This is a genomic window from Ureaplasma zalophigenitalium, from assembly GCF_025780055.1.
GTDB lineage: Bacteria > Bacillota_I > Bacilli_A > Mycoplasmatales > Mycoplasmoidaceae > Ureaplasma > Ureaplasma zalophigenitalium.
In genome coordinates, this window is record NZ_JAOXHJ010000004.1 from 43,988 (window position 1) to 69,575 (window position 25,588).

Below are 25,588 nucleotides of genomic sequence, written 5' to 3' on the forward strand. Positions count from 1 at the left end.
ATTTAAAAAAGTCTTGGAGTTGTTATGAAATTAAAGAAAAAAATATTACCCATCCTAATAGGTGCAGTTGGACTAATTGGCTGCTCAGCTTTTTTGGCATCATGTGTAAAAAAAGAGTCCACACATCCTTTTACAACACCTATTGATATTAAAGATGGCCAGAGTTTAACATCTAATCTGACCACAAAAAACGCTTGGAGTAAAATCATGCAAACAAGCAGTGGTTTACAAACGTATTTAACAGCAACTTTAAAAGCGCGACTTTATCAATGAGTTGCCAATAATAAAAATGTTAAATGAAACCGAAGTGTGCAACAATTTATTGAGAATAAAAAAAGCGAATTAGAACGTATCCAGAAAACTGCCAAAGAACGTTTTGGTTCTAATGATGAAATAGCGATTCAAAACGCTATCTACAATAGTTTTGGTGGTACGCGTGATAACTGATTGCATTTCCAAGCAATTGATTTTGCCTACGATTTAATTAACGATACAATCTTTAATGACAAAGACTTATTGTTTGTTAAAAATGATAAAAACGAATATGTTAACGTCAAGACAAACGATGCGGTTCAATTTCTAAATAAAAATAATGCGGTCGAATTTTTTAGCAACGATCAAGATGTTAAAGGTTATGCGCATTTTTTAAACTTTGTTTTGGACGCTTTTATCAAGCAAGATCTTCCTATGACTTTCGAAAAAATCGAATTTACTTATGATGATTTAAAAAGACAAAACATTTATAACAAAGAAATTTTTAAACATTTGCCAGAAAAAGCAAACCAATTGTTCCCATACTTTGATGATCAAGATGTTTTTAATGAAACACTTAAAAAATATCAACATTTTATTAAAGCAGTTAAAGATGGTACATGAAAAACAGATCAAGAAATCAAAAAAAGTGTTAAGTCACAGTCTGTGACATTAACTGATTTAGTTAATAAAAAAAGTATGCAAACCAACGAAGTTTTCAGTCTTTTAAGTATTATTAATCATCTAGGTGATCATTCTTCTGTTCAAGATATTCCTTTAGTAGACGGTTTTAAACCAACACTATTAGAGAATTTCATCAACAAAACGTCATCAAAAATCCCCGGGTTCAGTGATTTCTTTTACCCTTTATCCTTAAATAACCAGTCTGCATTTCAAAAAGAATTAGAAAACGCTCAGCAAATTACTAATCAACTAATTGTACGTGAAAACAATGAGTTCTATGCTTTAAATCTTACTGGCACAGGTGTGGTTATTTATCACTTAGATAACTTCCAAGTATTAAAAGCTCAAGCTAAAAATCAAACAAATTTTTACCAAACATTAAAAACGCGTTTCTTACAACAAACAGCGTTGTTTAATAATAAAAAAGATATTGCTAATACTAGCGCTATTGATGGAATGTCTTTGTTAAAAAATTTCTTTAAGGCACACAAAGAACAATTATTAATTGATTATTACGCACAAAAATTTAATGATCAACATTTCTTATTTAAAACTAATTTAGTGGATAAAGATCAAAAAAAGATTACCCTACAACCTTTTGAGAAAGATCTAAAAGAATTAGTTAATCTATGATTTAAATACAATCAAACCGATAATAATGAAAAATTATTTTATGCAATCAATAACCAGGTTAACACCTATAATCACGAACATAAATCATCATTATTAGCAGACAATATCTTTGATCATGGTCTTAATGTCGGTTTAAAACTAACTTTAAACGATCAACACCATTACCAAATAATTGAAGATTTGTTAAAAACTTATTATTTACAAGAGTCAGCTGATTCAGAAGCGATTTTTCAATTGATTAATAAAGTCGCTGAAAAAGTGGTTTTTGATAAACACCTCATTAATCCTAATGTATTAAAAACTCAACACATCACCTTTAACGATTATGTTGTAAATAGCGTATTTACAAATGGTTATAACTCTGGTAATCTAACTAATCTAATCTTGCGTCAGCAATATGTACAATTATTGAAAAATATTATTGATTTGAACACCCTTAGCTATTTGCCAACTCAGGACCAGGCTTTAATTAACGATGCCATCAACATGTTCATTAAACAAAAAAAAGAATTAATTAGTACGCAAAACACTTATGCGTCTAATGATCATTTACAATTAGCTTTATATGTACAAGCTTATGATCAAGCCTTGCATAAAAATGTTTTAAACGATAAAATCAAAGATTTACTATTAAATTACAATTTAAACGCCTTAGATCTAAAAAACATTTATACCTTCATTAGTTTATTGGGTCTAAAAGAAAAAAAAATTACCCTAAAACCGTTTAAAGAGTATTTAAAGTCGCAATTAAAACAAAGTGATAATCAATTATTTATCGCTTATTCTGCCAATGATGATATTAAAAAAGTGCCAGGTTTTGGGACTAACTTATTAAACGATTATACAAGTCATACATACCAAATTAACCACCCTTTATTTAATACATTAAACATCAAACCACAAGATGTTTATGAAATTGTTGAAAATAAAATTGTTAATAAACCAAACTTCTTAACTAAACAAACATATAGTTCAACTAACAACATTATTAATTACACTTCTATGAATGATAACCACTCAATTTATGGTTTCTTAGGTTTAGTTAGCAAACAAAACCAACGCACAATTTTACCGCCAGAATTTATGAACATCGATTTATATAACAATCAAACATTCACATTAGTTGAAGATGCTAAATTAAAATACAAAGGTGTTTTATACAAATACGGGTCAAAACAAGCCTTAATTCAATCTATCAACTCTTTTGATACATACAACCAATTCTATAGTCTTGCTAGTGAATTAAAACCATTGCTTTTCTCGACCAAGACAAACGATTTATTGGTTTCTATAATTAAAGAAACCAAAGAATTTATCGACTCAAACAATCAAAAACAATCATTGAAATTAACTTTCGATGAATTGCGTACGCGTTTAGTAAATGTTGTTAATGAATATTCCGATTTGATGTTTTCACCGATGCAACTTAATTATGTTTACTACCAAGAAGATACAAAAGTTAGCAATCTGTTTAAAAATAAAGATAATCCGGACCAACGTTATAATTTAATTGTTACTCAAATTAATGACCAAGACGTACAAACATTAGATTTTAGTCAAAATACCCCAGAAAAATTAATGCACTTAAGTAAAGATCAGCTAATTAAAACAGCGTTGCTCGCAGTTTTAAATGATCCAGTAATAAGTATCCAAATATTTAGTCAAATTAATGATGATTATAAATTCGAAATTTTTGACCAACGTTTAAATATGCCCGATTTGAAACCATTTATTAAAAGCAAATAAGTATGTCGCAGTATCTTTATTCACTTTTAGCTTTTAGTGACAACAAAAAAGAGCGTGAAAAACAAATTAAACAATTTAAAACTCACGGATTTACGATTTGCCATTTTGACGTTATGGATCAGATATACGTTGCCAATAAAGCCTTTGTACCAGCTGATTTAAAACTATTGAAACAAAACGGAATCACTGTACACGTTCATTTAATGGTGATTGATCCCATCAACTACATTCGCTTATATCTTCATGAGAATATTCAAGCTTTATCATTTCATTGCGAGATGCAAGATGTAGAAACCAATTTAGCTTGTATTCAAATTCTTAAAAAACAGCAGATTAAAGCCGGCATTGCTTTACACCCTTATGTTAAGATCCAAGATTATTTATATTTACTTAAACAAGTTGATTATGTTACTTTAATGTCGGTTGTTCCTGGTAAGGGTGGTCAAGCATTTCTTTTACAAACTGATGATCGCCTAGCCGAATTGATTAACCTACGACAACAACATGCATTACACTTTGAAATTGAAATTGATGGCGGAATTACGTTAGATATAATCCAAAAATATAGAAACCAAATTAACTATTATGTTTCTGGTTCCTTTTTAGTAAAAAAGATGCACGAATTACCCGATGTTCGAGCAATGTTTAAAACATTGGTTCAAGCAAAATAAAAAAACACACATTAATAATTAATGGTGTTTTTTTATTTTTATTAATTATTTATTAACCGTTTTCTTAACTTGTTTAACTAATGATTTCACTTGTGCAACAACATATTCAACAAGCAATTTGTCCACGTTAATATTTTTTTGATCAACAATGAGGAAGAAGGTTTTATTAGTTGATCAAAAAACAGCGGGTAAAACTTTTGAATTATTTTTTGTTAATTGAGGTTTAAATTGAAAATTAATTGTCAATTTATTATCTTGTAAAGTGTAGTTAGTAATATTTAAACCGGCTGTTTCATCACCAATCACCCCATTCGGTTTTCAAGAATGATGAATGCTGTCTAGTATAATGACGCTCTGCTTAGTTCAGTCAATTTGCATGTTGTTTTTTAACCAAGTTTTCATAGCCTCATTGTCATAATGTTTCTTTTTATCTATAGTGAACGTTTTTGCAAAATCAGAGGCTGATGCGTCCACTTTTTCTTCTTGAACGTTATAATTAATGATTTTTTCTAAATTATAATTGGTAGAATCAATTAAATTTAATCATTTTTCTTCATTCTCAACTACAGTGATAAAAGGGTGATTGTTATGATTGGTTTGCTCATTTAAAATTTGAGAAAACTGGTTATTAGTATGATAATAGTTAATTCTTGATTTAGGTGTGAAATTGGCAGTAGCTATTGTAGCTATTTTTTTATCAGCTGACAAGTAATAACCAGAAACAGGTCCTTTAATTGAAGTGTTCTGCGAACAAGCAACTGACACACTAGCGATTAATCCAGTTGTTATAATCAATAGTGATCCCGATCATAGTATTCTTTTGATTTTATTTTTTAACATATGTTAAATTATCTCCTTGTTATTTGAAAAACTTGAATAAGCATAAGTTTCTAATTTATAAAAACTCCTTTTTTACTGCATATTCTAATAGATCTATATTTTTATTTGTTTTATAGAATAGACACACTTTTATTGTGATCATCTATTAAAATCGAGTCAGTGTGACTTTTTGATTATTTACACCGTACAGGTAAATTATATTGGCTTACAATATTTCTTAATTTTTTAAATCCTTATTCAAGTTTATTGTTAACAACAAAAACATAGGATTGTTATATTTAGGTATACATACACTAAAATCGACATTGTTAACTTAATAGATTATAGTATTTAACAGACATATATATATATTACTTTTTTTGAAACTAACTTATTAAACTGCCTGTAATAGTTAATTTTTTGTATTTTAGATATAAAAGAAAAGAAAATTAATATTTTTTATTTAAAAACCTTATAATGCCTTAGGTAAATGATCAAACTATGAATGATTGACTCTAAAAACTGCTTTTTATAAGTATAAATTTCGAAAGTAAAGATTAAAACATAAATCATTTAATCTTCTTCATTTATTATCTAATTAAAAGTTTATGCTTTATCTTTATATGTCTTTATTGTTTTATTAATAGTTTGATGTCCATAATAAAAAAGCTATGAAAATTCGCATTTTTCTAAAAGGTTATTGGTTTTATGAAAACTATATTATAATATTTAAACGGGGATGAACTTGGATTCGACGTGAAGAATTCGTTTTTAACGGCAGTGGGGTATGCCCCTTATAGCTGTGAGGTTTTTATAAACGCAAAACAAACAAACAAACAAGAAGTTTCATTTGCTCACTTAGCAATGGCTTCTGCTAACAACCAACAATTAGCTTACGCTTTTTAATTAATTGTTAGTTAGTTATTTTAATTATTACTGTTGGTGATTAATCTAGCTTCATTTGACAACAGCGCTTTTTAAAGTTTTTAATTTATTTCTTTAAAACAGTTGAAGGATAATAAATTCTAAAATAATTATAAGTTCGTTTTATTACTTCGTTATTTTTAGTATTTTAAAATAAAACTAAACTGTAGAAGTTATCAATTAATCTTTGCGGAAAGGGGTTCGAACCCCCTCATCTCCACCATCACGAAAATAGTTATAAGACTGTGCAATTCAGTTATTTGTGACCAAAAAACCAAGAGTCTAGACTCTTGGTTTTTCTATTCCTTTGACCAATCAAACACCCGTTGAATTGCTTGATCCCATTTTTTTAAGTGTCGTTTCGCAACAGATGGTTGCATATTAGGTGTATATTGATAATAAGCATTTTTATCATCTTGTAATTGGTTAAAATTAGCAAAGAAGCCAGTTACATAGCCCGCTAAATATCCAGCGCCCAAACTTGTAGTTTCCATTTCCTTATGCACATGAATGGTTTTTTGCACAATATCACTTTGAAATTGCATTAACGAAGTCGATTGACTAACCCCACCATCCACTTTAATATCTTGAAAATCTATCCCTAAATCATCTTGAATTGCTTTGAGTAAGTCTGATGTTTGATAAGCGATCGATTGTAAACAAGCTCAAACGATATGCTCGCGTTTTGTATCTAGATCTAAACCAAAAATAGCTCCTTTCGCATAAGAGTTTCAATATGGAGCACCTAGGCCATAAAAAGAGGGAACTAGATAAACCGGGTTTTCTTGTTGTTTCACTAGATTAGAGTAAAAATCGCATTCCTTAGCATTGTAGATAATTCGCAAGCCATCCTTTAATCATTCAATGGCTGCTCCTGCGATGAAAACAGAACCTTCTAATGCATAAACAATTGGTTGATTTTCAATTTGTCATGCTACTGTAGATAATAATTGGTGTTGTGAATTAATAATTTGATTCCCAGTATTTACAAGCATAAAACATCCGGTTCCATAAGTGTTTTTAACAGTACCAGGTTGTAAACACAAATGACCAAATAAACTGGCTTGCTGATCGCCCAAAACACCTGTGATTGGTACTTGCACATGATTATTCACGCCCCATAAACTAGGATCAACATAACCAAATAAACTCCCTGATGGTTTTACTTCAGGCAAAATCGATTGAGGGATATTGAATAAATCTAATAATTCTTGGTCATATTGCATTGTATGAATATTAAATAAAAGGGTTCTTGAAGCATTAGAAACATCAGTAGCATGAACCTTACCTTTTGTTAATTTCCAAATTAATCAACTATCGATTGTCCCACACAATAAATCATTGGTTCTTAATGCTTTTTGTGCTGCTGGCACGTTATTGAGAATTCAAGCAATTTTCGAAGCGCTAAAATAGGCATTTAAGACTAATCCGGTTTTTTGTTTAATCATCGGTGCGTATGCTTCTAAAGTGCGACAAATATCTGCTGTTCGCTGATCTTGTCAAACAATAGCATTATATACTGGCATGCCGGTTTTTTTATTTCAACAAACAATAGTTTCTCGTTGGTTTGTAATCCCCAAACAAGCGATTTGTTCCACTTTAAGATTAGCGTTTGCACAAACAGTTAGCAAAGTGGATAATTGCGTGTTTCAAATTAAATTAGCATCCTGTTCAACCCATGATGTTTGGGGGAAAATTTGGACTATCTGGTTTTTTTCAACATGCTCAATATAACCATTAGAGTTAATAATAACACTACGGCACGAAGTTGTTCCTTGATCTAAAGCAATCACATATTTGTTAATTTTCATAGCTTCTATCCTCTAACTTGTTTTAATTTAATAGCTTTATTCAAACAGTTAAATGGTTGGGAGATAACATTTTTTTGTTCGTCTAAAAAAACTGCACGCTTTCATAAATAAGTATCTATTTGTAGGGGGTTTAGTTGGTTTAAAACGTGCAATACGCGACGTTTTTTTATTAAATCAACAACCGTTATCGGAATTTGTCAAACTACTTGCTGCTGCGTTTTTTCATTTTCTAAATCCATTTGCAAATAAGCAATGTCGTTCATTGTTTTGTGGTTCAAAAAAATATCTTTAATTAATGGTTCATAAAATTTAATTAATTTGAGTTCTAAAACAACAGATGAACCTTGTAAAACAAATTGAGCAATCAAAGTATTACCTAAAATATGTGCTAAATCTAAAGGATAATGATAAGATTGCACCTCATAAGGGATATCTCTGGGTTGTTGAAAATTATAAATGTTTTTTTGATAATCATCAGGGTTTTTCCCTTGTTGATTTGTACAAGCTACTAAACAAGGAATAATAATCAAAAAACCCATAGATCCTAATAAACACTTCAATGTTAATTTTTGCTTGTTGGTCATAAACTAGTGAGCATTAATCATTTGAATTAATTCAGCAACGTTACTAGCAATGCTTCCGTTTGCTTTAACTGCTCCAATAACAAATAAATTAACATACGCATATTGTGATTCGCACGGTTGCATTAACAACTGTGCTTTTGCTTGTTCGTCCTGTCAATTATACATACGTCGTGAGTCTGTGTATAACCCAATAATTGGTTTTTTCAACGCCGCAAAATAACCAATTTCAGTACATACCCCATTATCAATTGTTAAACCATCTAACACTGCTACTAATAAATCACATTGGTCTAATTCATTTTTATCAGCCTCATAGATTTTTAGCGAGTCTGCGCATTGTGTTTTATCATTAATAGCAAAGTTTTCTTGTGGTAAATATACACTATATTTAGTTTGTTGACGAATAGCGTCAACAACCTTCTTATTAAAATCTAGTTCAGCTTCGCTAAATAAAGCGTTGGCAAAATAAATTCGCTCCATAAAATTCTCCTTTAATTTTTATTCATCTTCATAATCTGATCGGTCATCAGTTCAATCGCAACCTGTGGTTTCTGTTTTTTTAATTGCACAGCGATCATTGACAGCTAATGATCGTAAATCCAAATCGGCCACTTTTTTATCTTCATCAACAAACCACAAGTTGCACTCTTTTCCGTTCATCAAAGCGGCCATAAAATTATTATATGCTAGACGGAGTTTTTTATCATCCGCATGATAAAAATTACGATTTAAAAAATCTTTCATGCCATCACGTGTTGTAAAACCTTCCATTGGGCACCCACACGGGACAACAGGCATGTTGTCAATTGTTTTCGCAGCTCTAATAATGTCTTTTTCGCGACACAAAATTAATGGACGAATAAACATCATTTGTTCTTTATCCATAAACATGGACGGTTTAAACGTAGCAATCCGGCCTTCATATATCATGTTCATAAAAAAGGTTTCAATTGCATCATCAGCATGATGCCCCATAGCTACTTTATTGCAATTTAATCTTTTTGCAGTCTGAATTAAAATTGCCTTTTTTAATTTCGAGCATAATGAACATTGAATTTTATTCTTATGCATATTAGCTCGTAAAATTTCACCCATATTTGTCTCTTCAATATGAAAGTAAATTCCTTGTTGTTTTCAGAAATTAATAATTGGATCATAATCAATGTGACATAAATTCATTTTTAAATGAATGCCCACCACTTCGATATCTCAATTATAATTTTTCTTCATCATTTTTTTGAAAATCCCCAAGGCATATAAAAGCGTCATTGAGTCTTTTCCACCCGAAACGCCAACACAAATTTTATCGTGATTTTGAATTAAATCAAAAATCTTGTTGGCTTTTATAATATTACCAATGATTTTACGCATATTTATTCCCTCTTAGATGCACTAGCTACATCTGATTTTTTCAATGCATAATAAGCAATAGCTCACAAGGCAATGAAGATAATTGTTAAAACTAAAATAATAATCACAAAGTGTCAAACAACAAAAACACTTGGAATGAAAATAGTAAAGGCATTAAAGACCGCTTGGTTAAACATCCCAATCAATCCAATACTAAATGGAACAGCTAAAACAATCCCAATCAGTAACGCAGGAAGGAAAGATAAAAGGAATAAAACAGCATTTTTTTGGTTTGAATAACCCATATTTTTTAACATTCGAGCAACTTTTAACAAATCATTAAATGAATTGGTAATCATTAAAATAATGGTTAATAGGATAATGAGCATAAATAAGAAAATAATAGTGATCTCAATTTTATTAATCGTGTTGTTAGCTGTTTGATAAACATTAAACATCACATCAACGGGTTCAACATTACTGATTAAGGCTTGGTATGTACTATAACCGTATTTTTTAACTAGTAGATCTATTACATGTGCAGCTTGTGCTCGTTCATCACCTATTGGTCGTAAATAATATTTTAATTCAACCATATCCTTAAAGTCTTCCAAAGCATTTAATAATAATTTTTGTGAACGATAAATTAATGATTGCACTTGTTGTGGATCATTCGCCTTCATTAAATCGTCTGAACTTGGATTAATAATATTATTTATAAGATCGATATTTTGTTGAGATTTACTTCATCGCTCCTGTACTGGATATAATCCGCTTAATGAGAAAATCGGGGTAATATTAGTTAGGATATCAGGGCTTTTTTTGTTTGTAAATATTCCATTGAATGGATAGGTTGTGTTGTTTGCTTGTTTAGAACTATAAGGGTCAGCATGTAAATCTAATAAATTGGCTGCCTGGTGAATATTCGTATATATCTGTAATTCTTGATTATTATCGCTAATCGCCACCACTTTTAAAACAGCTATATGGTTTTGTTTATGGGATGACAATCGGTCAGTATGATTATTGATTTTAATGGCCAACGTCCCGCCTATCCCTAGATTATAGTATTTAGCAAAAACGTTATTAATAATTACAGGGATAAAATCTTTTTCTTCATTCGTGAATAATAAATGATTAATACTCGTGCCGTTATGACTTAATAAAACAGCGTGTGAATCATCGACTAAACCAATCACTTTAATTGCTTTTTGTTTTTGTTTTTCATTTGTTAATTGTTTATTAATGTGTGTGACATTAGCATCAACATACACAAAAGGTTCGTCGTATTCCTCGTTTTCGTTTTTATACGGGTCTAATACTAAGGTATTAAAACTAATTCCCCCTCATTTTTGTTTAAATAAAGGATTTCAGTTAGGATGGGTTAATAAAACATAATGAATATAATCTAAGTGCACCTTGTTTGCGATGTTATTATTTTCGGCCTGGTTTGTGGCTTTTCGTGAATCAATATCGTAGTGTAAATAATAAGATTGGTTGGTTAAGCTAATCTGGTTATTAGTTTTTTTATTGACAACACGATAAACTTCTTGATCATTAACCATCTGAGTACTAAATTCTAAATCAGACCAGTCATCAACAGGTAATTCGAAAGTCATTTTTTCTTTTTTATCATTAAACAAATCAAACGTGATTTTTTTATTTAAATACTTACTTGCTATAAAAGCTTTAAAAATCGGAAGAGTAAAATTTTGTTTGTATCTAAAAGCCCCTTGATCACTTTCTTTTAAGAACCGGGCTCTTAAATAGGAACTAAATGATACTTGGAAATTATTAAATTTACGATCTTGGTTGTATGTATCAAAATATCAATCATCAAAGAATTTAAAATTAGGAATTAAATCGTTTTCAAACTTAAATGCCTCCTCTTGTGCTTCTTTAAAGTAAGCATGTGCTAAAGCTAATGGACTAAGAACATGATTAATTTCGAAAAGCTGGCTAGTTGTTCATTGCTGTTCATTAGGATCAAATCTTAGTTCCAACTGAATATTTTGAAAGTTAATTTGATCATCTAATAAGCGAATGTCAAAGACATAGTTTTTTGTTTTATCTAAATGGTGTTGGTCATTTTGTTTGATTAATGTTCGTAAATAAGTTAATAAATCATTGGTTGAACGCACCATTTTTAAATTTTGGTAGTCCTTAATTTTTAAGACTTCATAGGCCAATTTCGCTAAACGGTTCTTAGTTTCTTGATCTGTGTTAGTCGCTTTAAATTGGTTATTTAAAATACTATGATTATTTACCGCTGTTTTTGCTCACGAATCATATTGGCGATTCACCATATACAATGAATTTTCTGGAATTAATGATCGAGTAATCTCCCACGGATTTGTAATTTGGTTGGCTAAACCAAAATTGAAGTCTAAAAATTGTTTAATTTGGAAAGCGTTAGTTAAATAACCAATATCATATTTAGTTCGTAAATCATCTTTTTCGCCAAACAATTTTAAATTCAGATAATTATTTAATAACGGAGAGGTGCGTACGTCATTCGCGTAATCAGAAACAGCATAATTCTGGTTTAAATCCTGATTATTATCAGGAATGCGTAGGTTAACACCTAATTTATCAGATCAAACACTATGGAATTGGCCTGATTGTTTTGTGGGTGAATTGAATTCAATGGCAAATCGGTAGCGTTTCGTTGTTAGACTCGAATTCATTGAGTCAACAATTTTACTTCTTGTGTTGGTTACAAACAAGATTAAACCAAATGAAAACATAATCATGAGTGATAATAAAATAACCCGCGATAAAGAAGAGAAGGATAAAATAAAGGCATATCGCGTGAAACCCATATTTTCGCGAGCTGGACGTTTCGTTAGTAAACGAACAAACCATGATACCTTATTTGTTTCTATCCCCCTCATTAAGTCTGTCGCGTTTTTATTTGTTAATTTCCATACCATTAAGCTAACAATTGTGGCAAAAATTAAGAACGGAATAATGATTACTGTTATTAATTCTCCGAAATTAAAAGCAATTGTTTCAGTAGGAACCATTCAATAATCTTTTAAAAGATCTATTGCAAAAGATTGAGAAAAGTGAGCACTAATAAAGGCGATAATTCCCATAAATAAACACGGAATAATACCTATCGTTAAAAAGCTTGCGATGATTTTTCAACGATTGACCCCGTTTGCCATCATATTTCCGATAATAATTTTGTTTTGAGCAATAAAACGATTAACTATAATTACAATTACAAAAATTGATAGAGCTAGAATTAATAAAGTAATTAAAGATGAGAATGTTTGGATTGTTGTAGTAATCTTGCGAACAAACACTAAACGCAATGGGGCTGGTGTAATTTTGTTGTTTGTATCCTCTGCCATATAAGCAGCATCAATTTGCGAAGGCCAACTCATCACTTCGTTTGCTACAATTCATTTGTTTAAATCCAAAGTAAATTGCTTAATTAGTCCTTCATCACGTGTGTTTAAACGAATATACAGATTTTTTTCCACCGGATTTGATCGGAAACCATCAAAAGTTCGTTCAAACCCGTTATTATTAACATAAATTAAAGCTTCTTTGGCTGGGTTAGGTATTAGCGAAGAAAAGTTAATAATCGGGAACATATAGTTTGGTGTTAACCCTGTTTTTATTATTAAATAAGGCGTAGTGTCAATATAAACCTTAAAATCATCGCTAATGCTGTTAAAGTATTTTTCAAAAGCTTCTTGCGTATGAATTTTAGCAATATTTTCTAGATAAAGATTAGCATCATAAACTTTTTTATTATGCTGTTTCAAAAAGAAGGGTGTAGATACAGCTAAATACGATGTTTGCATATCAAAATATGCGGGGATCGGCACTCCCGCTGGGACGAATGAAAAACTCATCCGGTGTGCTTTAGCAACGACATTGATTTCTTGGTTCGAAGCTATGCCTTTTTTTGAAGGATACAAAATCAGCAGGAACTGCGTTGCTACTTTTCTTGCCGTCTGTGCATTAAAAGTAGGATCATTATGGTAAGTTTTTAAATCTAAAGGATCATATTCAGGGTGGCTTTGAGCGTATTTATTAGCTTGGAGAAAATCAGCATACAACTGATTATTATCCCCCCATTTAGCATATACTAACTGTGCCAAAATAAATCGTCGCGCTGCTAGAGAATTGGGCAAGTTAGCCATTTCATCAACGCTTATATTATTATCTTCTTTTTTAAAGTTAGCATCAATTTTCACACCATCATAATATGTTTGGTAGATTAAACCATTAGGATTTGCATTATTTTTATTTATCACAAAGTCTTTTCATGATTTTTTAGCAACTTGTCCTAAATTCACTTGTTCATCTATTTGTTTGATAATATTATTTTTTAGAACTTCAAGACCTTTTTCACCGTTATTTATTTGCAACGGTAAATGGTGTAGTAAATAGTTTCATATAACTAAATAATCATTCAAAATTTTTCTTTGGTGTTCATAACGAATATGATTAATTAGGTCGCTATTGTTTGTTTGCTCTAAAAATATTTTGTTTTGTAATACAGCTTGATAGATCGCTTGATAACTGGGAATTTGTTTAGAATGCAATAGGTTTTCTATTTGCTCATAAACTTGTTTTGGGTTGTTCAGAGCCTGCGCTTTTAGTTCGGTCTGATTCAACATCGAAATGTCATCATTAAAAACTGAAGCATTAAAATATTTATCCTTCGCTGCTTCTATATAATCTTGCACATCTTTTTGAGCTAATAAATAAATTTGGTTTAGATCATAACTAACAAAATTATACCGTTGTAAAACATCGATGGTTGTTTGGTCAAACGTATTTAAAGTCTGGTTGTTGTTGTATTGTAACAATTGGTAATTAATGTCTTGATGTGGAGCATTGACTATTAGTGCTCGTGTTCGTTCGACAGTTAAATCGATTCCCTTAGCCTGGTAAAAAGTTTTTAATTCCTTTAAACGATCATCAAGTTTCTTTTGAGCTATATCTTTGTTTTGATCATTATAAAATTCATTCACAACGACATTATGCAACTTCTGTTCATCCACCAGTTTATTGTAAGACTGTTTTAAACTAGTCGAAGTATTTTTAAGTAGTGAAAAAGCAAAAACACTAATAAAAATTAATGTTCCTAAGCCGATGAATGAACCTTTGTTCTTTCACAAATATGCATAGAAGTTTTTGATCAATCTTCAAAACATAAATTATTCTTCCTTTGCTAACAACTCATTCAAAAATTGCTTTAAATTTCTATCGTGAGATAATGTTGGATAAGATTTCTTTTTATTTTTGATTAATATAGGATGGATAATTTTGTAATTTAAAACTGACATCTTCCGTTCTGGATCATAAAAAAGGTACATAAATTTATAGTACTTATTTTCTTGGAAAATTTTAGAGATATCAATCGGATCAAAATCCGAGATATTTTGTCTTGAACAATAACCATAACTATTGTCTTTCAGTTGCAAATAAACCACTTGCTCATCATATTTAAGAACTTTCGCGAGTACTATTTGCAATTTACTTTTAGGTTTTTTAAAATTATTTATTGATTTCATAGGCAACTACTTTCAATCGTGTTCTATATTAAGGCTAGATTTTAATCATCTTGTATAAGATTATGATTAATCACAAGATATTAATTAATATTTAATATAATATTATAAAGCAGAAAAAGAGGTAATTATGAAACTAAATGTCACAATTGAAATTCCAAAACATTCAAATATTAAATATGAATACGACCGCGTAACTAAAGAAATCAACGTGGATCGTATCTTATATGGAGCTAATTCCTACCCCCAAAATTATGGGTTTATTCGCGAAGCATTAGACTATGATGGCGATGAATTAGACGCTTTAATTATAGCCGATCAAGCGTTTAATCCTGGAATTAATGTTCCAGTTCGCTTATTAGGAGCTATGAAAATGATTGATGGTGGAGAAACTGATACTAAATTAATCACGGTCATTGATTGTGATCCACGTTATAACCACATCCAAACTTTAGATGATGTCCCTGCACATCTTTTAAAAGAAATTAAGGATTTCTTTGAAAACTACAAGAACTTACAAAATAAAACTGTCCTAATTAATGGTTTTGAAAACCAAGAATGAGCTATGAAAGAATATGAAGAATGTAAGGCATTAATGGACGAATATAAAGAGATGGATAAAACTGAATTTGTTAAATTAATGCGAGCAAAGCACCCTGAGAAATATACTAATTAAAATGCGTTTGTCAAATAATCCTTTTATCAAAATTCACGAAAAACTTAAACAAATCACATTATTTAACAAATCACTGCAAAAAGTTCGTTCTACAAGTTTTCGTAAATATTTACAAAAACTTTTCCGTTTAGATACGATTGTTTATAAATTAATTAGCTTTGCTGCAATTAGTTTACTGGTTTTTTTATCGGGTTTTCTAGTGCGTCAACACTACTTAGATATAGTCTTACAACCCGATCAAAAGCTTGTGAATGGTCTTTTTCATTTCACTATTAATAATGGTTTAGGCCTAGGGCAATTATCCCAAAAAAGTCATCATTTAGTCTTTTTTGTTCAATCAATACCCATTGTGATTGGTTTAATTGCAATTCTTGCATTGGCTAATCCCGCCTATTATATTTGCTTGATGTTTATTGTTTTTTCAACAATGGGCAACGTTATTGACCGAGCAATTGATGAGCCATTAGAACTATTACGATTATATCCTGAAATATTTAAAAACGCCGGAAATGGCGGGGGGAATGATATTAAATACGGTGTGGTTGACTATTGAATTTTTGCCAAATCTATTATTAACTTATTTGATGTATATATTGTTGTTTTTGTTTGCTTGTTAATTTTATATTTATTAAGTACAATGATTATTTCCTTTGTCAAATCCAAAAACGAATCCAAGGATTCAAAAATTAAAGAACACCGAGAAGATAATGATACAGATCAGTTAGCTAAGGATGAAGATTTGGAAATTACAACAGTCGATAAAAATCCTTTTGGATGAGAGACTGCGAATCAAGAAGATGATGACAAACATCCAGATCATAAGAAAGAGTCTAAAAAAGATGAAGAGTAATGAAATCGTTGTCAAAGATTTAATTACTCCCATTCGGGTCGATAAATTCCTAGCGTCGCAAACCGATTATTCACGTACCCAAATTAAAGCTATGATTGAAGCTAATTTGGTTACTATTAATGACGAGCCAGTAAAAGCTAAAACAATCGTCGATAACCAAGATATCATTGCTTTTCAGGAACTAAGTATTTTAGTAAAAAACAAAACCAAAGCCGATTATATCTACCCTTTGGAAATTGTTTATGAGGACGAATATCTTTTAGCCATCAATAAACCAAGTGGGATGTTAGTCCATCCTTCTCAATTTAATGAACAAGATACTTTAATAAATGCTGTGCAATACTATTTACAGACTTCAAACTTTTATCTTGTCCACCGAATTGATAAGCATACTTCAGGTTTAGTCTTATTCGCCAAAGATCAAGCTACATACACAAAAATGCAAACACTATTTATGAATCGAGCAGTAATCAAAAAATATTATGCGCTAGTAGCTAATAGGTTTGATGACCAACATTTGCATTTTCAAATTAATGAACCTATTGGTTATAGTTATGATGATAGCTTGCGTATGCAAACAGGTCATGCTAAAAATAAGAAAGATGCTGTTAGTGTTTTTAAAGTGGTTGAACAATACCGTAATTCCGCATTAATTGAAGTACAGATCATTACTGGTCGCAAACACCAAATTCGTGTCCATTGTCTATACATGAACCACCCAGTCCTAAATGATCCATTATATTCAAACCGCAAAAAAGTCAGCAGTTATGAACAATATTTACATGCCTACTTTTTAGAATTTACACACCCTATTAGAAATACTTTATTAAGTTTGCAAACTACTTTACCCCGGGAATTCAACACTAAAATTGACGAACTAAAGGAACATTTATATGAAGAATGTTAGTTTGTATTTAGATCTTTGCTCTTCGCAGTGTATCATTGGCCTGTATGTAGAGCAGAAATTAATAGATTATGTAATTGTACCAACAAAAAATAACTTGACCGATCTAGTTAACCAATTAATATTTGATTTATTAACTAAACATCAATGATCAATCGCCAATGATGTTGGGGCGATTTACTTAAACAATGGACCTGGTAGTTTTACTGGTTTGCGTGTTAGCGGAATTATTAGTAAAACGTTAAACGCTTTATACAAGATTCCTTTATATACAGCCGACCACTTAAAACTTTTAACATATAACCAAAAAGACACATTGGTTTTCTTAGATGCTAAGGGTGATAAATTATATGCTTATTACGATCAAACATACCACATCATTTTAAAAAGTGAGCAAGCTAGTTTGATTCAACAACTAAGTCATTATTTAGTTGTTGAAATCAATGATCAAACTTTTGATTATGCCTATTTTTTAAAACACTTGCCATTTGCTTTGTTTGATTTACAAAGTGATTGAACTCAACTAACCTTAAACTACGTCAAGCAACCAGTATAAACAAAAAAAGAACCATTTATTTGGTTCTTTTTTATCGCGCATTTCAACGGAATGATTTTGATGCAAAACCTAAAAGGATGAATGATCAAGCAAAAGGAAGAATAAAGTTTAAAATGTTTTCTGCTTTTGTGCCAATTTTAATAAATGCTGAATTTGAGATTGCATCAGGTGTATATTGAACATAAGCGTTTGTATACTTATGAATGAATTTGTTAGCTAAAATTCGTTCTAACCAGTTTTTATGCAATACAGCAAAATCACTCTGACTATTTATAGATTTAATTTCTTGGAAATATTGGTTGTTTCGACTTAATACTTGCCCAACTTCCTGTGGGTTGTTTGATTTTGGCGTTTCTCACACAAACATTAATAAGAATCCTTGTGCTTCCTCGATTTCCTTCGGCGTGGCATCAGCGTTCATTAAAGTACGAATATTAGTTTTAATTGAAATATCTAAAATATTTTTAAATTGATCATTGGCCGTCTGCCCTGTACTTAGAGGATTAATAGTTTGATAAACATTATTTACATCAAAGATGTTGTATTTATCATATTCCAAAGCATTGTGGTGATTTGCACTTAAGGGAGTCATATCACTAACAAATGCTTCTTGTTGAAATAAAGGGTTTTGTGGGTCCAAATGAGCTACTTTTAAATATTGTCCTAGCGAAGCTAATAATTTTGTGTATTCCCCATGGGTATATAAATTATTTTCAAACGGAACCCATTCATTGTTCACTAGGAAATTTTGTGTCGACTGAGTTACCCCTTGAAAAGCCATTGTGTTTTGAATAATGGGCGATTTAAATGGGGTGAGATAAGAAAGGTACCACATAGCTTCCACTTTGACAATTTGCGCTAGTGGTAATACTTGACCTGATAAAAACATTGTGAAAATCAATAAAGTTGAGCCGATGCCTTGGATTGTTAAGATCGATTTAGAAATTGAAACAATGAATAAACCCACAGCTAAGGAAACTATTGTTAATGCAATAAAACTGTAAATATAACTGGCTCAATGAATCCGCGAAAATAAATCCTTTAAAGATGGTGAGCGAACAATAATTTTTTGTAAATCTTCACCCACTCCTAGATTAAAAGAATAAATTTCTTTACCAACTTGAAAATAACGTGAGCCAAATATTACGAGAGAGATTAAAGCGGTTCATAAACCAGAAAAAATCATGATCAAAAAATAATATGAAGCTGTGAACAACAAGAAGTTAATGGGTTTGATATTAGTTGCACCGATTCGTTTTAATAATGTTGATTTTTTAAACTCAAATAATGCTGTGGGTAGGGAAATACACGCAATAGCTAAAGGGCCGATCGAAAACGTGGCACCAAGAATCATTTCATAATTAAAAATCGTCCCTAAAATGAGAGTAAAAATCACAGGATAACCAAATGCGAAAAACGGACCAACAAAAGCTTTTCAAAAATGTTTATTAATAATCTGAATAATTCCAGCAAAAGTGCTGTTAAACTCTTTCTTTTTTGGTTTTTTATCAAATGTTAATAGCATACTTTTACCTCTAAATATATTCGTCTAAACATTTTTCAAGACTTCCATATAACTCAATTGTCTCTTGTTTAGTGCGGTCATAAACGACTTTGCCTTTGCTCATAATAATAATCCGGTCAACTAGTAATTCAATTTCTCGGATATCATGGGAAATAATTAAAATTGTCGAGTTAATTTCTTTCGCATAATCTTTTATAAAATGAATTAGCCGGGTTTTAATTTTTAAATCCAACCCAGTACTTAATTCATCTAAAATAATCATTTCAGGTTTATTAATAATGGCTAAAAGAGCGTTCAAGCGTTGGTGTTGCCCACCCGATAAAGATGCGGCTTTGTTTGAGTAAAATTCGTCAATCCCAAAAACTTTAATTAAATATTCTAGTTCCTTGCCTGTTGTTTTTGATCCATAAATACGATTCATAGTATCTACAACATCTTGCACAGTTAATCCTTGTGGATATGAAGAGTCTTGAAATTGAATACCGATTTTGGTTTCATCCATTTTATTGTTAACAACACCTGGAAATAGATAATTAATTTGCCCTGCAGACGGTTTGGAAATCCCAACAATCATTTCAACAGTAGTTGTTTTACCTGCACCATTGGAACCTAATAATGCGGTATTTAAATTCTTATAAAGGTTTAAACTTAGATTATTTACAGCTTTGAATTTATTTTTCTTTATTTTAAACTCTTTATCTAGGTTTTTAATTTCAATAATTTTATGATAACCCTGATATTCACGGACAGGAATAACAGGATGGTTTTTAATCTTAGCTTCTCGCTGTTTTAATTGATCAACTATATTTTGAATAACAGGACTAATACTCTCATTTTCATTGGTGTTTTTTGAAAATCTTTTCATTGTCATACAAATACCTATACATTCTTTCCAACTTATTAAAATTATAGTTTATTAATTATTTTTTTGTAAAAAAGTGTGTAAAAAACAGCCCCTTGTACGTTTGATGGGGTTTTAAATATAAAAAAACAAAAACAACCCGTTCAGGTTGTTTTAATTACATAAATTAGTTATAGCTGATTTCTTTAAGTTTTGTAGCGTTAAAATTAATTAAAAATTCATAAATTAAATTTGCAGCTGCTTGAATATCTTTGACATCAGCCACCCCAATTGGGGCATGCAAGTATCTTTGGGGAATTGATAAACCTAAAATAATACTTCCGCCTAATGGACTATATTGCATTTCGGCCGCATTCGTACCTCCACCCTTAGCTACATAACGATAACAAGGAATGTTTTTTTGACTAGCTAATTCTTCAAAATAAGTTAATAAACGAGGGTTTGCTAAAGTTTCGCTATCTTTAATTCTAAAAGCAATTCCATCACCTAATCGTGTTGTCCCTTTAATTGCTTTATATGTGTCATGACTAGCAGTTGTATCTAAAATAATAGCTACATCAGGATTAATTAAGCTAACAGTTGTTTTCGCTCCACGTGTACCTACTTCTTCTTGAGCAGTTAGTGAGAAATAAGCATTAACAGCTAAATCTTTTTTAGCTAATTCATTAATCAATAAATCAATCACTGCACAACTTACCCGGTTATCCACAGCTTTACCTACTATATAGTCTTCGTTAACAAAATCCATGTCGGTATTAGCTAAGTAAACTAAACTACCAGCCTTGATTCCTAAGTCCACTGCTTCTTGTTTATTTTTAAATCCTGCGTCAACATATAAATCGTTTGCCTCATAGGCTGCTTTGCGTTTCTCAGTTTCAAGAATATGGATTGATGTATGACCAATCACTCCATTAATCATGTTATTATCTTTCAACACTAATTTAACGGGTGTGCCAATTACTACGTTAGGTCAAATACCACCCATAGCTGAGATTAATAACATCCCTTCATCAGTAATTTCGCTAACGACATAACCAACTTCGTCCATATGGGCATCGATTAAAACTTTGGGGGCATTAGGTTCTTTTGATGGTTTGTAATAAACAATTGAACCTAAAGCATCACGCTGATATTCTAAACCTGTATTTTTAACACTAGCTTTTAAATAATCAACAACTTTTTCTTCATAACGCGACATACCATAAATTTGCATGTAGTCTTTGCACTTATTTTTAATTATTTTTTTATCTATAAATTTCATTATATTCTCCTTTTATTAATCTTCATCCTCGGTTGTACGACGCACATAGTTATCAATCCCAGCTAGCCCATAAAGATCAGTGTCCTGAATATAGGCTAACGATGCTGATCCACCACTGGAAATAAAGTTTAAATAACTATCTAGACCTAGATATTCGGCAATTGTGGATGTTTTATTATCACTAATAATACTATATAAACCATGCTGTGAGTATTTGCTAATCGTTTTTAAAATCTGAATTGTCCCTGATGCATAGTGTTGTATGTTTTCAATTAAACCAAACGAACCATTTCATAAAACGGTTTTTGCTTTACGAATTTCACGTTCAATTAAACTTAATGATCGCTTGCCAACATCTAAACCATAAAACCCTTTGATTCCTTCATCAATCTTTAAATATATCGGTGGCGTATCTGATTTTTCATTATTGCATAAAAAATCATAAACTAATAGAATCTTGTGCTCATATTCTTCAAGTAATTCCCCGATTTCATCTAAATAATCACGTTCGACATGGTTTAAACCTACATCATAGCCTTTTGCATATAAAAAACTAAAAACTAAAGCACCACCAATAACCACACGGTCAGCACGTTCGCATAAGACTTCGATGGCTCCCATTTTATCAGCGACATAATTTCCACCAATTAATGCTAGATACGGTCGTTTAGGATTTTCTAAAGCTAAGTCTAAGTGGTTCAACTCGCTAGAGATTAAAAAACCAATGGCACTCTCTTTGGAATTTATAGCCACCCCATAATTTGAAGCATATTTTTTATGCACAACCGAAAAGGCATCTTCTACAAAAATATCTGCTAAAGAAGCTCAAAATGCTCCTAAATTAAGATCCCCTCGAGTTTCAAAACCCACATACTCCCCAGTGGTTGCTATATCGCAATATTTTGTGTTTTCTAATAATAAAACATCCTTAGGTTCCAAAGCATTGGTTAAACGAATTACTTCTTCCCCATAGTTTTCTTCACTAAAGATTACTCGATTAGCGTGTTTTTGTAACCTTTTTTCTAAAGATTCATGAACAATTTTCAAACTGTATTTATTACTAATTTTGTCATTTAAACTTTTTATATTACCTAAATGCGATAAAATAATAACCTTACAATTTCGACGCAATAGATAAAATATTGTCGCCATAGCTGCTTTGATTTTTCGGTCATTAATGATTTTCCCGTTCTTTAATGGTACATCTAAATCTAAATGTACGAGCACCGTTTTGTGATTAACATCTACATCACTAATAATTTTCTTTTTATGATAATTTGCCATATCTTAATACATCTCATCATCGGCTGGGATTTTTAATAAAGCTAAGCCGTTTTTTAATACTTGTTTGATCGCGTAAATTAAACCTAAACGTGCACTTGTTAAAGGCAAATTATCACGATCAATAATTTTTATGTTTGCATAATAATTATGTAATAAATTAGCTAATTCATACAAATAATTAGCAATTTTATGCATACTGAATGTCTGCATAGCAACACTGATCGTTTTTTTAAAATAATGTAATTGGTCTAAAAGAGCTCGCTCTTTTTCATGCACTAAAAGATCAGCATTAACTTGGTGGACTATGTCTTTATTTTTATCTAAGAGCGAAAAACAACGAGCATGCGCATATTGGACATAAAATAATGGATTATTATTATCCTTAGCTAAAGCAACATCAACATCGATTACAACGTGTGTATTAATGGATGATGACCCTAAAAATCAGCGTAAAGCATTAGGGCCAATCACTTCAATTAGATCACGAATTGTTAAAGATTGTCCCGAACGTTTAGAAAGTTTAAATTCTTCATTGTTTTTTGTTAACTTCATGATTTGCGAAGTTAGGATGATTAAGTTGTCAGGATTAAAACCAAAACAACTTACACCTGCCTTTAAACGAGTTATATAACCCAAATGGTCGGTACCAAACAAATTAATCATTAAATCGGGTTTGTGGGTTTGTAGTTTGTAGTAATGATAGGCAATATCAGGCAAAAAATAGGTCATTGACCCGTTTGATTTAATTAACACACGGTCTTTATCATCATTAAATGATGTGGTTTTTAACCATAAAGCTTTTTCGTGTTCATAGGTGTAGGGTTTTAATTTATCTAATGTTTGGTCAATCAAGTCAGTTTGGCGAATAGTTTTTTCGGATGTATAATGTTGAATTTCAGTACGCATTGATAGTAAATCTTTTTTAATTTCTGATAAAAAGAATTTAACACAGAAATTTTTAAGGATTTCGGCTTGTTGAGTATCAATAATATTAAATGCTTCATCTAATTTTAAATTTATAAATTGTTCTTTGTAAGTCGCTCGTAAAGCATCGGCTGCACTAAAAATTTCTTGTCCGTGATAAGCATCATCGATTAGCTCAATCTGTTGCTGAAAACTTTGTAAATAGCGAACAAGTACACTACTTGCTAATTTATCAATTTGATTACCTGCATCGTTCACGTAATATTCACTGACCACATCATAACCACATTTTTTTAATAAGGCACAAATTAAATCACCATACACAGCATTTGCAGCGTGACCAATGTGTAATAATCCAGTAGGGTTAGCTGAAACATATTCCACTAAATATTTTTTGTTTTCCTTGGGAAAAACAGGAAAATCACTCTTTTGTTGATAAATCAAATTTAATAAGACGTTATGATCATCTGGTTTAATGAAAAAATTAATAAACCCTGGAACACTAATTTGCACATTTAAAAAATTTGATTTTAGCAACTCTTGTTCGTTATTTAATAAGGTTATTATTTCTTCGGCAATATCCATTGGTTTACGTTTTAATTGTTTACTTAGCGTTAAAGCTATGTTAGTATAAAAATCACCGTGGTTAATTTTGCTTGTCTTATCAATGATGTAGGGGTGGTTCGTTACACCTATTTTGCTTAAAGCAAAGTCAATTATTTTTTTAATTTTTTCAATAATCATATAAACTCCTATAAAGATAAAAAAATTCAACTCATACCTGCAGCAAGAGTTGAATGGATTCTAATACTTAGAACGGTATTTGTTTGCCTCTTTAATTTTTTCTTTTTTACGTAGGCCTGGTCTTAAATGGTATTCATGACGTTTAGAATCTTTTTTAGTTTCATTCGAAATACGTTTAAATTTCTTCAGAGCTTTTTCTAAATCGCCTTCAACAACGTTAACTCCTCTTGACATAATTCACCTACATTTCTATTAAAATTCTAACAATGTTATAATTATATATTAATTTAACAAAACTTTTTTATTTAATTATCCTAATTAATAATTATTTTATTAATTATTTATTTTTAGTGATATTCACTTGTTCACTTTCTTTTAATACGGGGTGGGCCATATTGTAGAATACACTAACGAACATAGCAGCACCGACTCCTATAACCATAATTCATAATCCAGCTAAATAAGAACCAAAAGCCGCATGACCTGATAAACCAGTTAACGGAATAAAAGCCGCTTTTTCTCTTCCTAATGATTGTTTAATTATAACTACATCATCATAACGAATAGCAGTTACGATTAACCCAAATAATAAACCAAATAATGCAAATCCCCAGAAACTATACATGACAGACTGTCAAATAATTTCTTTTCTGGTTCATTTATGAATATTCATTCATTTAATCGTTCTTAATACTAAGACAACAATAGTTGCTGCAAACATAATAAATGCACCAAAACCAATTATTCATTTAGATGCTTCTGGATTTCATGCGCCAATTAAAGCGCACGCAAAACACGCAAAAGCAAAAGCGACAACAAGAATATTCATTGCTCGATCGATCTTGTAATTTTCTTTATAAAATCATTTAGTTAAAACTTTTTTATTTCCCAATGATTTCACATTTGTATTTTTTGACATATAAACCTCTTTATATTTCTTACTAGTAATTATTATATAATAATACAATGAGTTAAAAACAAACATATAGGA

20 protein-coding genes and 1 other RNA gene are annotated in these 25,588 nt (G+C 30.7%); 7 read left to right on the top strand and 14 right to left on the bottom strand.

The genetic code is table 4. From position 1 onward, the window contains the following. The first annotated feature begins 24 nt into the window (after positions 1 to 24). Both OF365_RS02080 and OF365_RS02085 read left to right on the top strand, forming a co-directional pair. Positions 25 to 3,315 (top strand): DUF3713 domain-containing protein, encoded by a 3,291-nt coding sequence (locus OF365_RS02080; RefSeq protein WP_263817957.1) that lies wholly within the window; start codon positions 25 to 27, stop codon positions 3,313 to 3,315. A 2-nt stretch (positions 3,316 to 3,317) separates the two neighbouring features. Beyond that, positions 3,318 to 3,986 (top strand): beta/alpha barrel domain-containing protein, encoded by a 669-nt coding sequence (locus OF365_RS02085; RefSeq protein ID WP_263817958.1) that lies wholly within the window; start codon positions 3,318 to 3,320, stop codon positions 3,984 to 3,986. A gap of 45 nt (positions 3,987 to 4,031) precedes the next feature. On the opposite strand, the gene OF365_RS02090 is transcribed toward OF365_RS02085, so the two are convergent. Beyond that, positions 4,032 to 4,826 (bottom strand): Vmc-like lipoprotein signal peptide domain-containing protein, encoded by a 795-nt coding sequence (locus OF365_RS02090; protein WP_263817959.1) that lies wholly within the window; start codon positions 4,824 to 4,826, stop codon positions 4,032 to 4,034. A gap of 714 nt (positions 4,827 to 5,540) precedes the next feature. Between OF365_RS02090 and ssrA the strand changes: the two genes are divergently transcribed. Continuing rightward, positions 5,541 to 5,952, top strand: a transfer-messenger RNA (tmRNA) gene (ssrA, locus tag OF365_RS02095). Between the two features lie 76 nt (positions 5,953 to 6,028). Here ssrA and glpK read toward each other — a convergent pair. The 6 genes from glpK to OF365_RS02125 are packed head-to-tail and all read right to left on the bottom strand — an operon-like array spanning position 6,029 to position 15,014. Then, positions 6,029 to 7,540 (bottom strand): glycerol kinase GlpK, encoded by a 1,512-nt coding sequence (glpK, locus tag OF365_RS02100; RefSeq protein WP_263817960.1) that lies wholly within the window; start codon positions 7,538 to 7,540, stop codon positions 6,029 to 6,031. A 5-nt stretch (positions 7,541 to 7,545) separates the two neighbouring features. Continuing rightward, positions 7,546 to 8,100, bottom strand: coding sequence for a hypothetical protein (locus OF365_RS02105; protein ID WP_263817961.1), 555 nt, complete (start codon positions 8,098 to 8,100; stop codon positions 7,546 to 7,548). A gap of 27 nt (positions 8,101 to 8,127) precedes the next feature. Beyond that, positions 8,128 to 8,604, bottom strand: coding sequence for a nucleoside 2-deoxyribosyltransferase (locus tag OF365_RS02110; RefSeq protein WP_263817962.1), 477 nt, complete (start codon positions 8,602 to 8,604; stop codon positions 8,128 to 8,130). 18 nt (positions 8,605 to 8,622) lie between these two features. Then, positions 8,623 to 9,495, bottom strand: a complete 873-nt coding sequence (locus OF365_RS02115; RefSeq protein ID WP_263817963.1) for a tRNA 2-thiocytidine biosynthesis TtcA family protein — start codon at positions 9,493 to 9,495, stop codon at positions 8,623 to 8,625. A gap of 2 nt (positions 9,496 to 9,497) precedes the next feature. Further along, a complete protein-coding gene (locus tag OF365_RS02120; RefSeq protein ID WP_263817964.1) occupies positions 9,498 to 14,654 on the bottom strand; it encodes an ABC transporter permease in 5,157 nt (1,718 codons plus the stop codon). Between the two features lie 3 nt (positions 14,655 to 14,657). Continuing rightward, on the bottom strand, positions 14,658 to 15,014 hold the full coding sequence (locus OF365_RS02125; protein WP_263817965.1) for a S1 domain-containing protein: 357 nt from the start codon (positions 15,012 to 15,014) through the stop codon (positions 14,658 to 14,660). Between the two features lie 127 nt (positions 15,015 to 15,141). Here OF365_RS02125 and OF365_RS02130 point away from each other — a divergent pair, with 127 nt between their 5' ends. The 4 genes from OF365_RS02130 to tsaB are packed head-to-tail and all read left to right on the top strand — an operon-like array spanning position 15,142 to position 17,997. Then, positions 15,142 to 15,687, top strand: coding sequence for an inorganic diphosphatase (locus OF365_RS02130; protein WP_263817966.1), 546 nt, complete (start codon positions 15,142 to 15,144; stop codon positions 15,685 to 15,687). A gap of 1 nt (position 15,688) precedes the next feature. Beyond that, complete coding sequence (locus OF365_RS02135; RefSeq protein ID WP_263817967.1) at positions 15,689 to 16,537, top strand: signal peptidase II; 849 nt, start codon at positions 15,689 to 15,691, stop codon at positions 16,535 to 16,537. Next, positions 16,527 to 17,444 carry an RluA family pseudouridine synthase gene (locus OF365_RS02140; protein WP_263817968.1) on the top strand — a complete coding sequence of 306 codons (918 nt, stop codon included), beginning with the start codon at positions 16,527 to 16,529 and terminating at the stop codon, positions 17,442 to 17,444. Before OF365_RS02135 ends, OF365_RS02140 begins: the two co-directional genes overlap by 11 nt. Then, positions 17,431 to 17,997 carry a tRNA (adenosine(37)-N6)-threonylcarbamoyltransferase complex dimerization subunit type 1 TsaB gene (tsaB, locus tag OF365_RS02145; protein ID WP_263817969.1) on the top strand — a complete coding sequence of 189 codons (567 nt, stop codon included), beginning with the start codon at positions 17,431 to 17,433 and terminating at the stop codon, positions 17,995 to 17,997. The genes OF365_RS02140 and tsaB overlap by 14 nt, the downstream gene beginning before the upstream one ends. Before the next feature lie 31 nt (positions 17,998 to 18,028). Here the strand turns inward: tsaB and OF365_RS02150 are convergent, their stop codons facing one another. The 7 genes from OF365_RS02150 to OF365_RS02180 form a co-directional block, all read right to left on the bottom strand. Next, a complete protein-coding gene (locus OF365_RS02150; RefSeq protein WP_263817970.1) occupies positions 18,029 to 19,522 on the bottom strand; it encodes an ABC transporter permease in 1,494 nt (497 codons plus the stop codon). A 10-nt stretch (positions 19,523 to 19,532) separates the two neighbouring features. Continuing rightward, positions 19,533 to 20,387 (bottom strand): ABC transporter ATP-binding protein, encoded by an 855-nt coding sequence (locus OF365_RS02155; RefSeq protein ID WP_263817971.1) that lies wholly within the window; start codon positions 20,385 to 20,387, stop codon positions 19,533 to 19,535. 163 nt (positions 20,388 to 20,550) lie between these two features. Continuing rightward, positions 20,551 to 21,645, bottom strand: coding sequence for a M42 family metallopeptidase (locus tag OF365_RS02160; protein ID WP_263817972.1), 1,095 nt, complete (start codon positions 21,643 to 21,645; stop codon positions 20,551 to 20,553). Between the two features lie 15 nt (positions 21,646 to 21,660). Next, the gene (locus OF365_RS02165) at positions 21,661 to 22,929 is read right to left on the bottom strand and encodes a phosphoglycerate kinase (protein ID WP_263817973.1); all 1,269 of its coding nucleotides are present in this window, start codon (positions 22,927 to 22,929) and stop codon (positions 21,661 to 21,663) included. Positions 22,930 to 22,932: 3 nt separating this feature from the next. Further along, a complete protein-coding gene (gene argS / locus OF365_RS02170; RefSeq protein WP_263817974.1) occupies positions 22,933 to 24,597 on the bottom strand; it encodes an arginine--tRNA ligase in 1,665 nt (554 codons plus the stop codon). Positions 24,598 to 24,657: 60 nt separating this feature from the next. After that, a complete protein-coding gene (gene rpsU, locus OF365_RS02175; RefSeq protein ID WP_263817975.1) occupies positions 24,658 to 24,831 on the bottom strand; it encodes a 30S ribosomal protein S21 in 174 nt (57 codons plus the stop codon). 103 nt (positions 24,832 to 24,934) lie between these two features. After that, entirely contained in the window at positions 24,935 to 25,516 is a 582-nt protein-coding gene (locus tag OF365_RS02180) for a hypothetical protein (RefSeq protein WP_263817976.1), read from the bottom strand. Between the last annotated feature and the right edge of the window lie 72 nt (positions 25,517 to 25,588).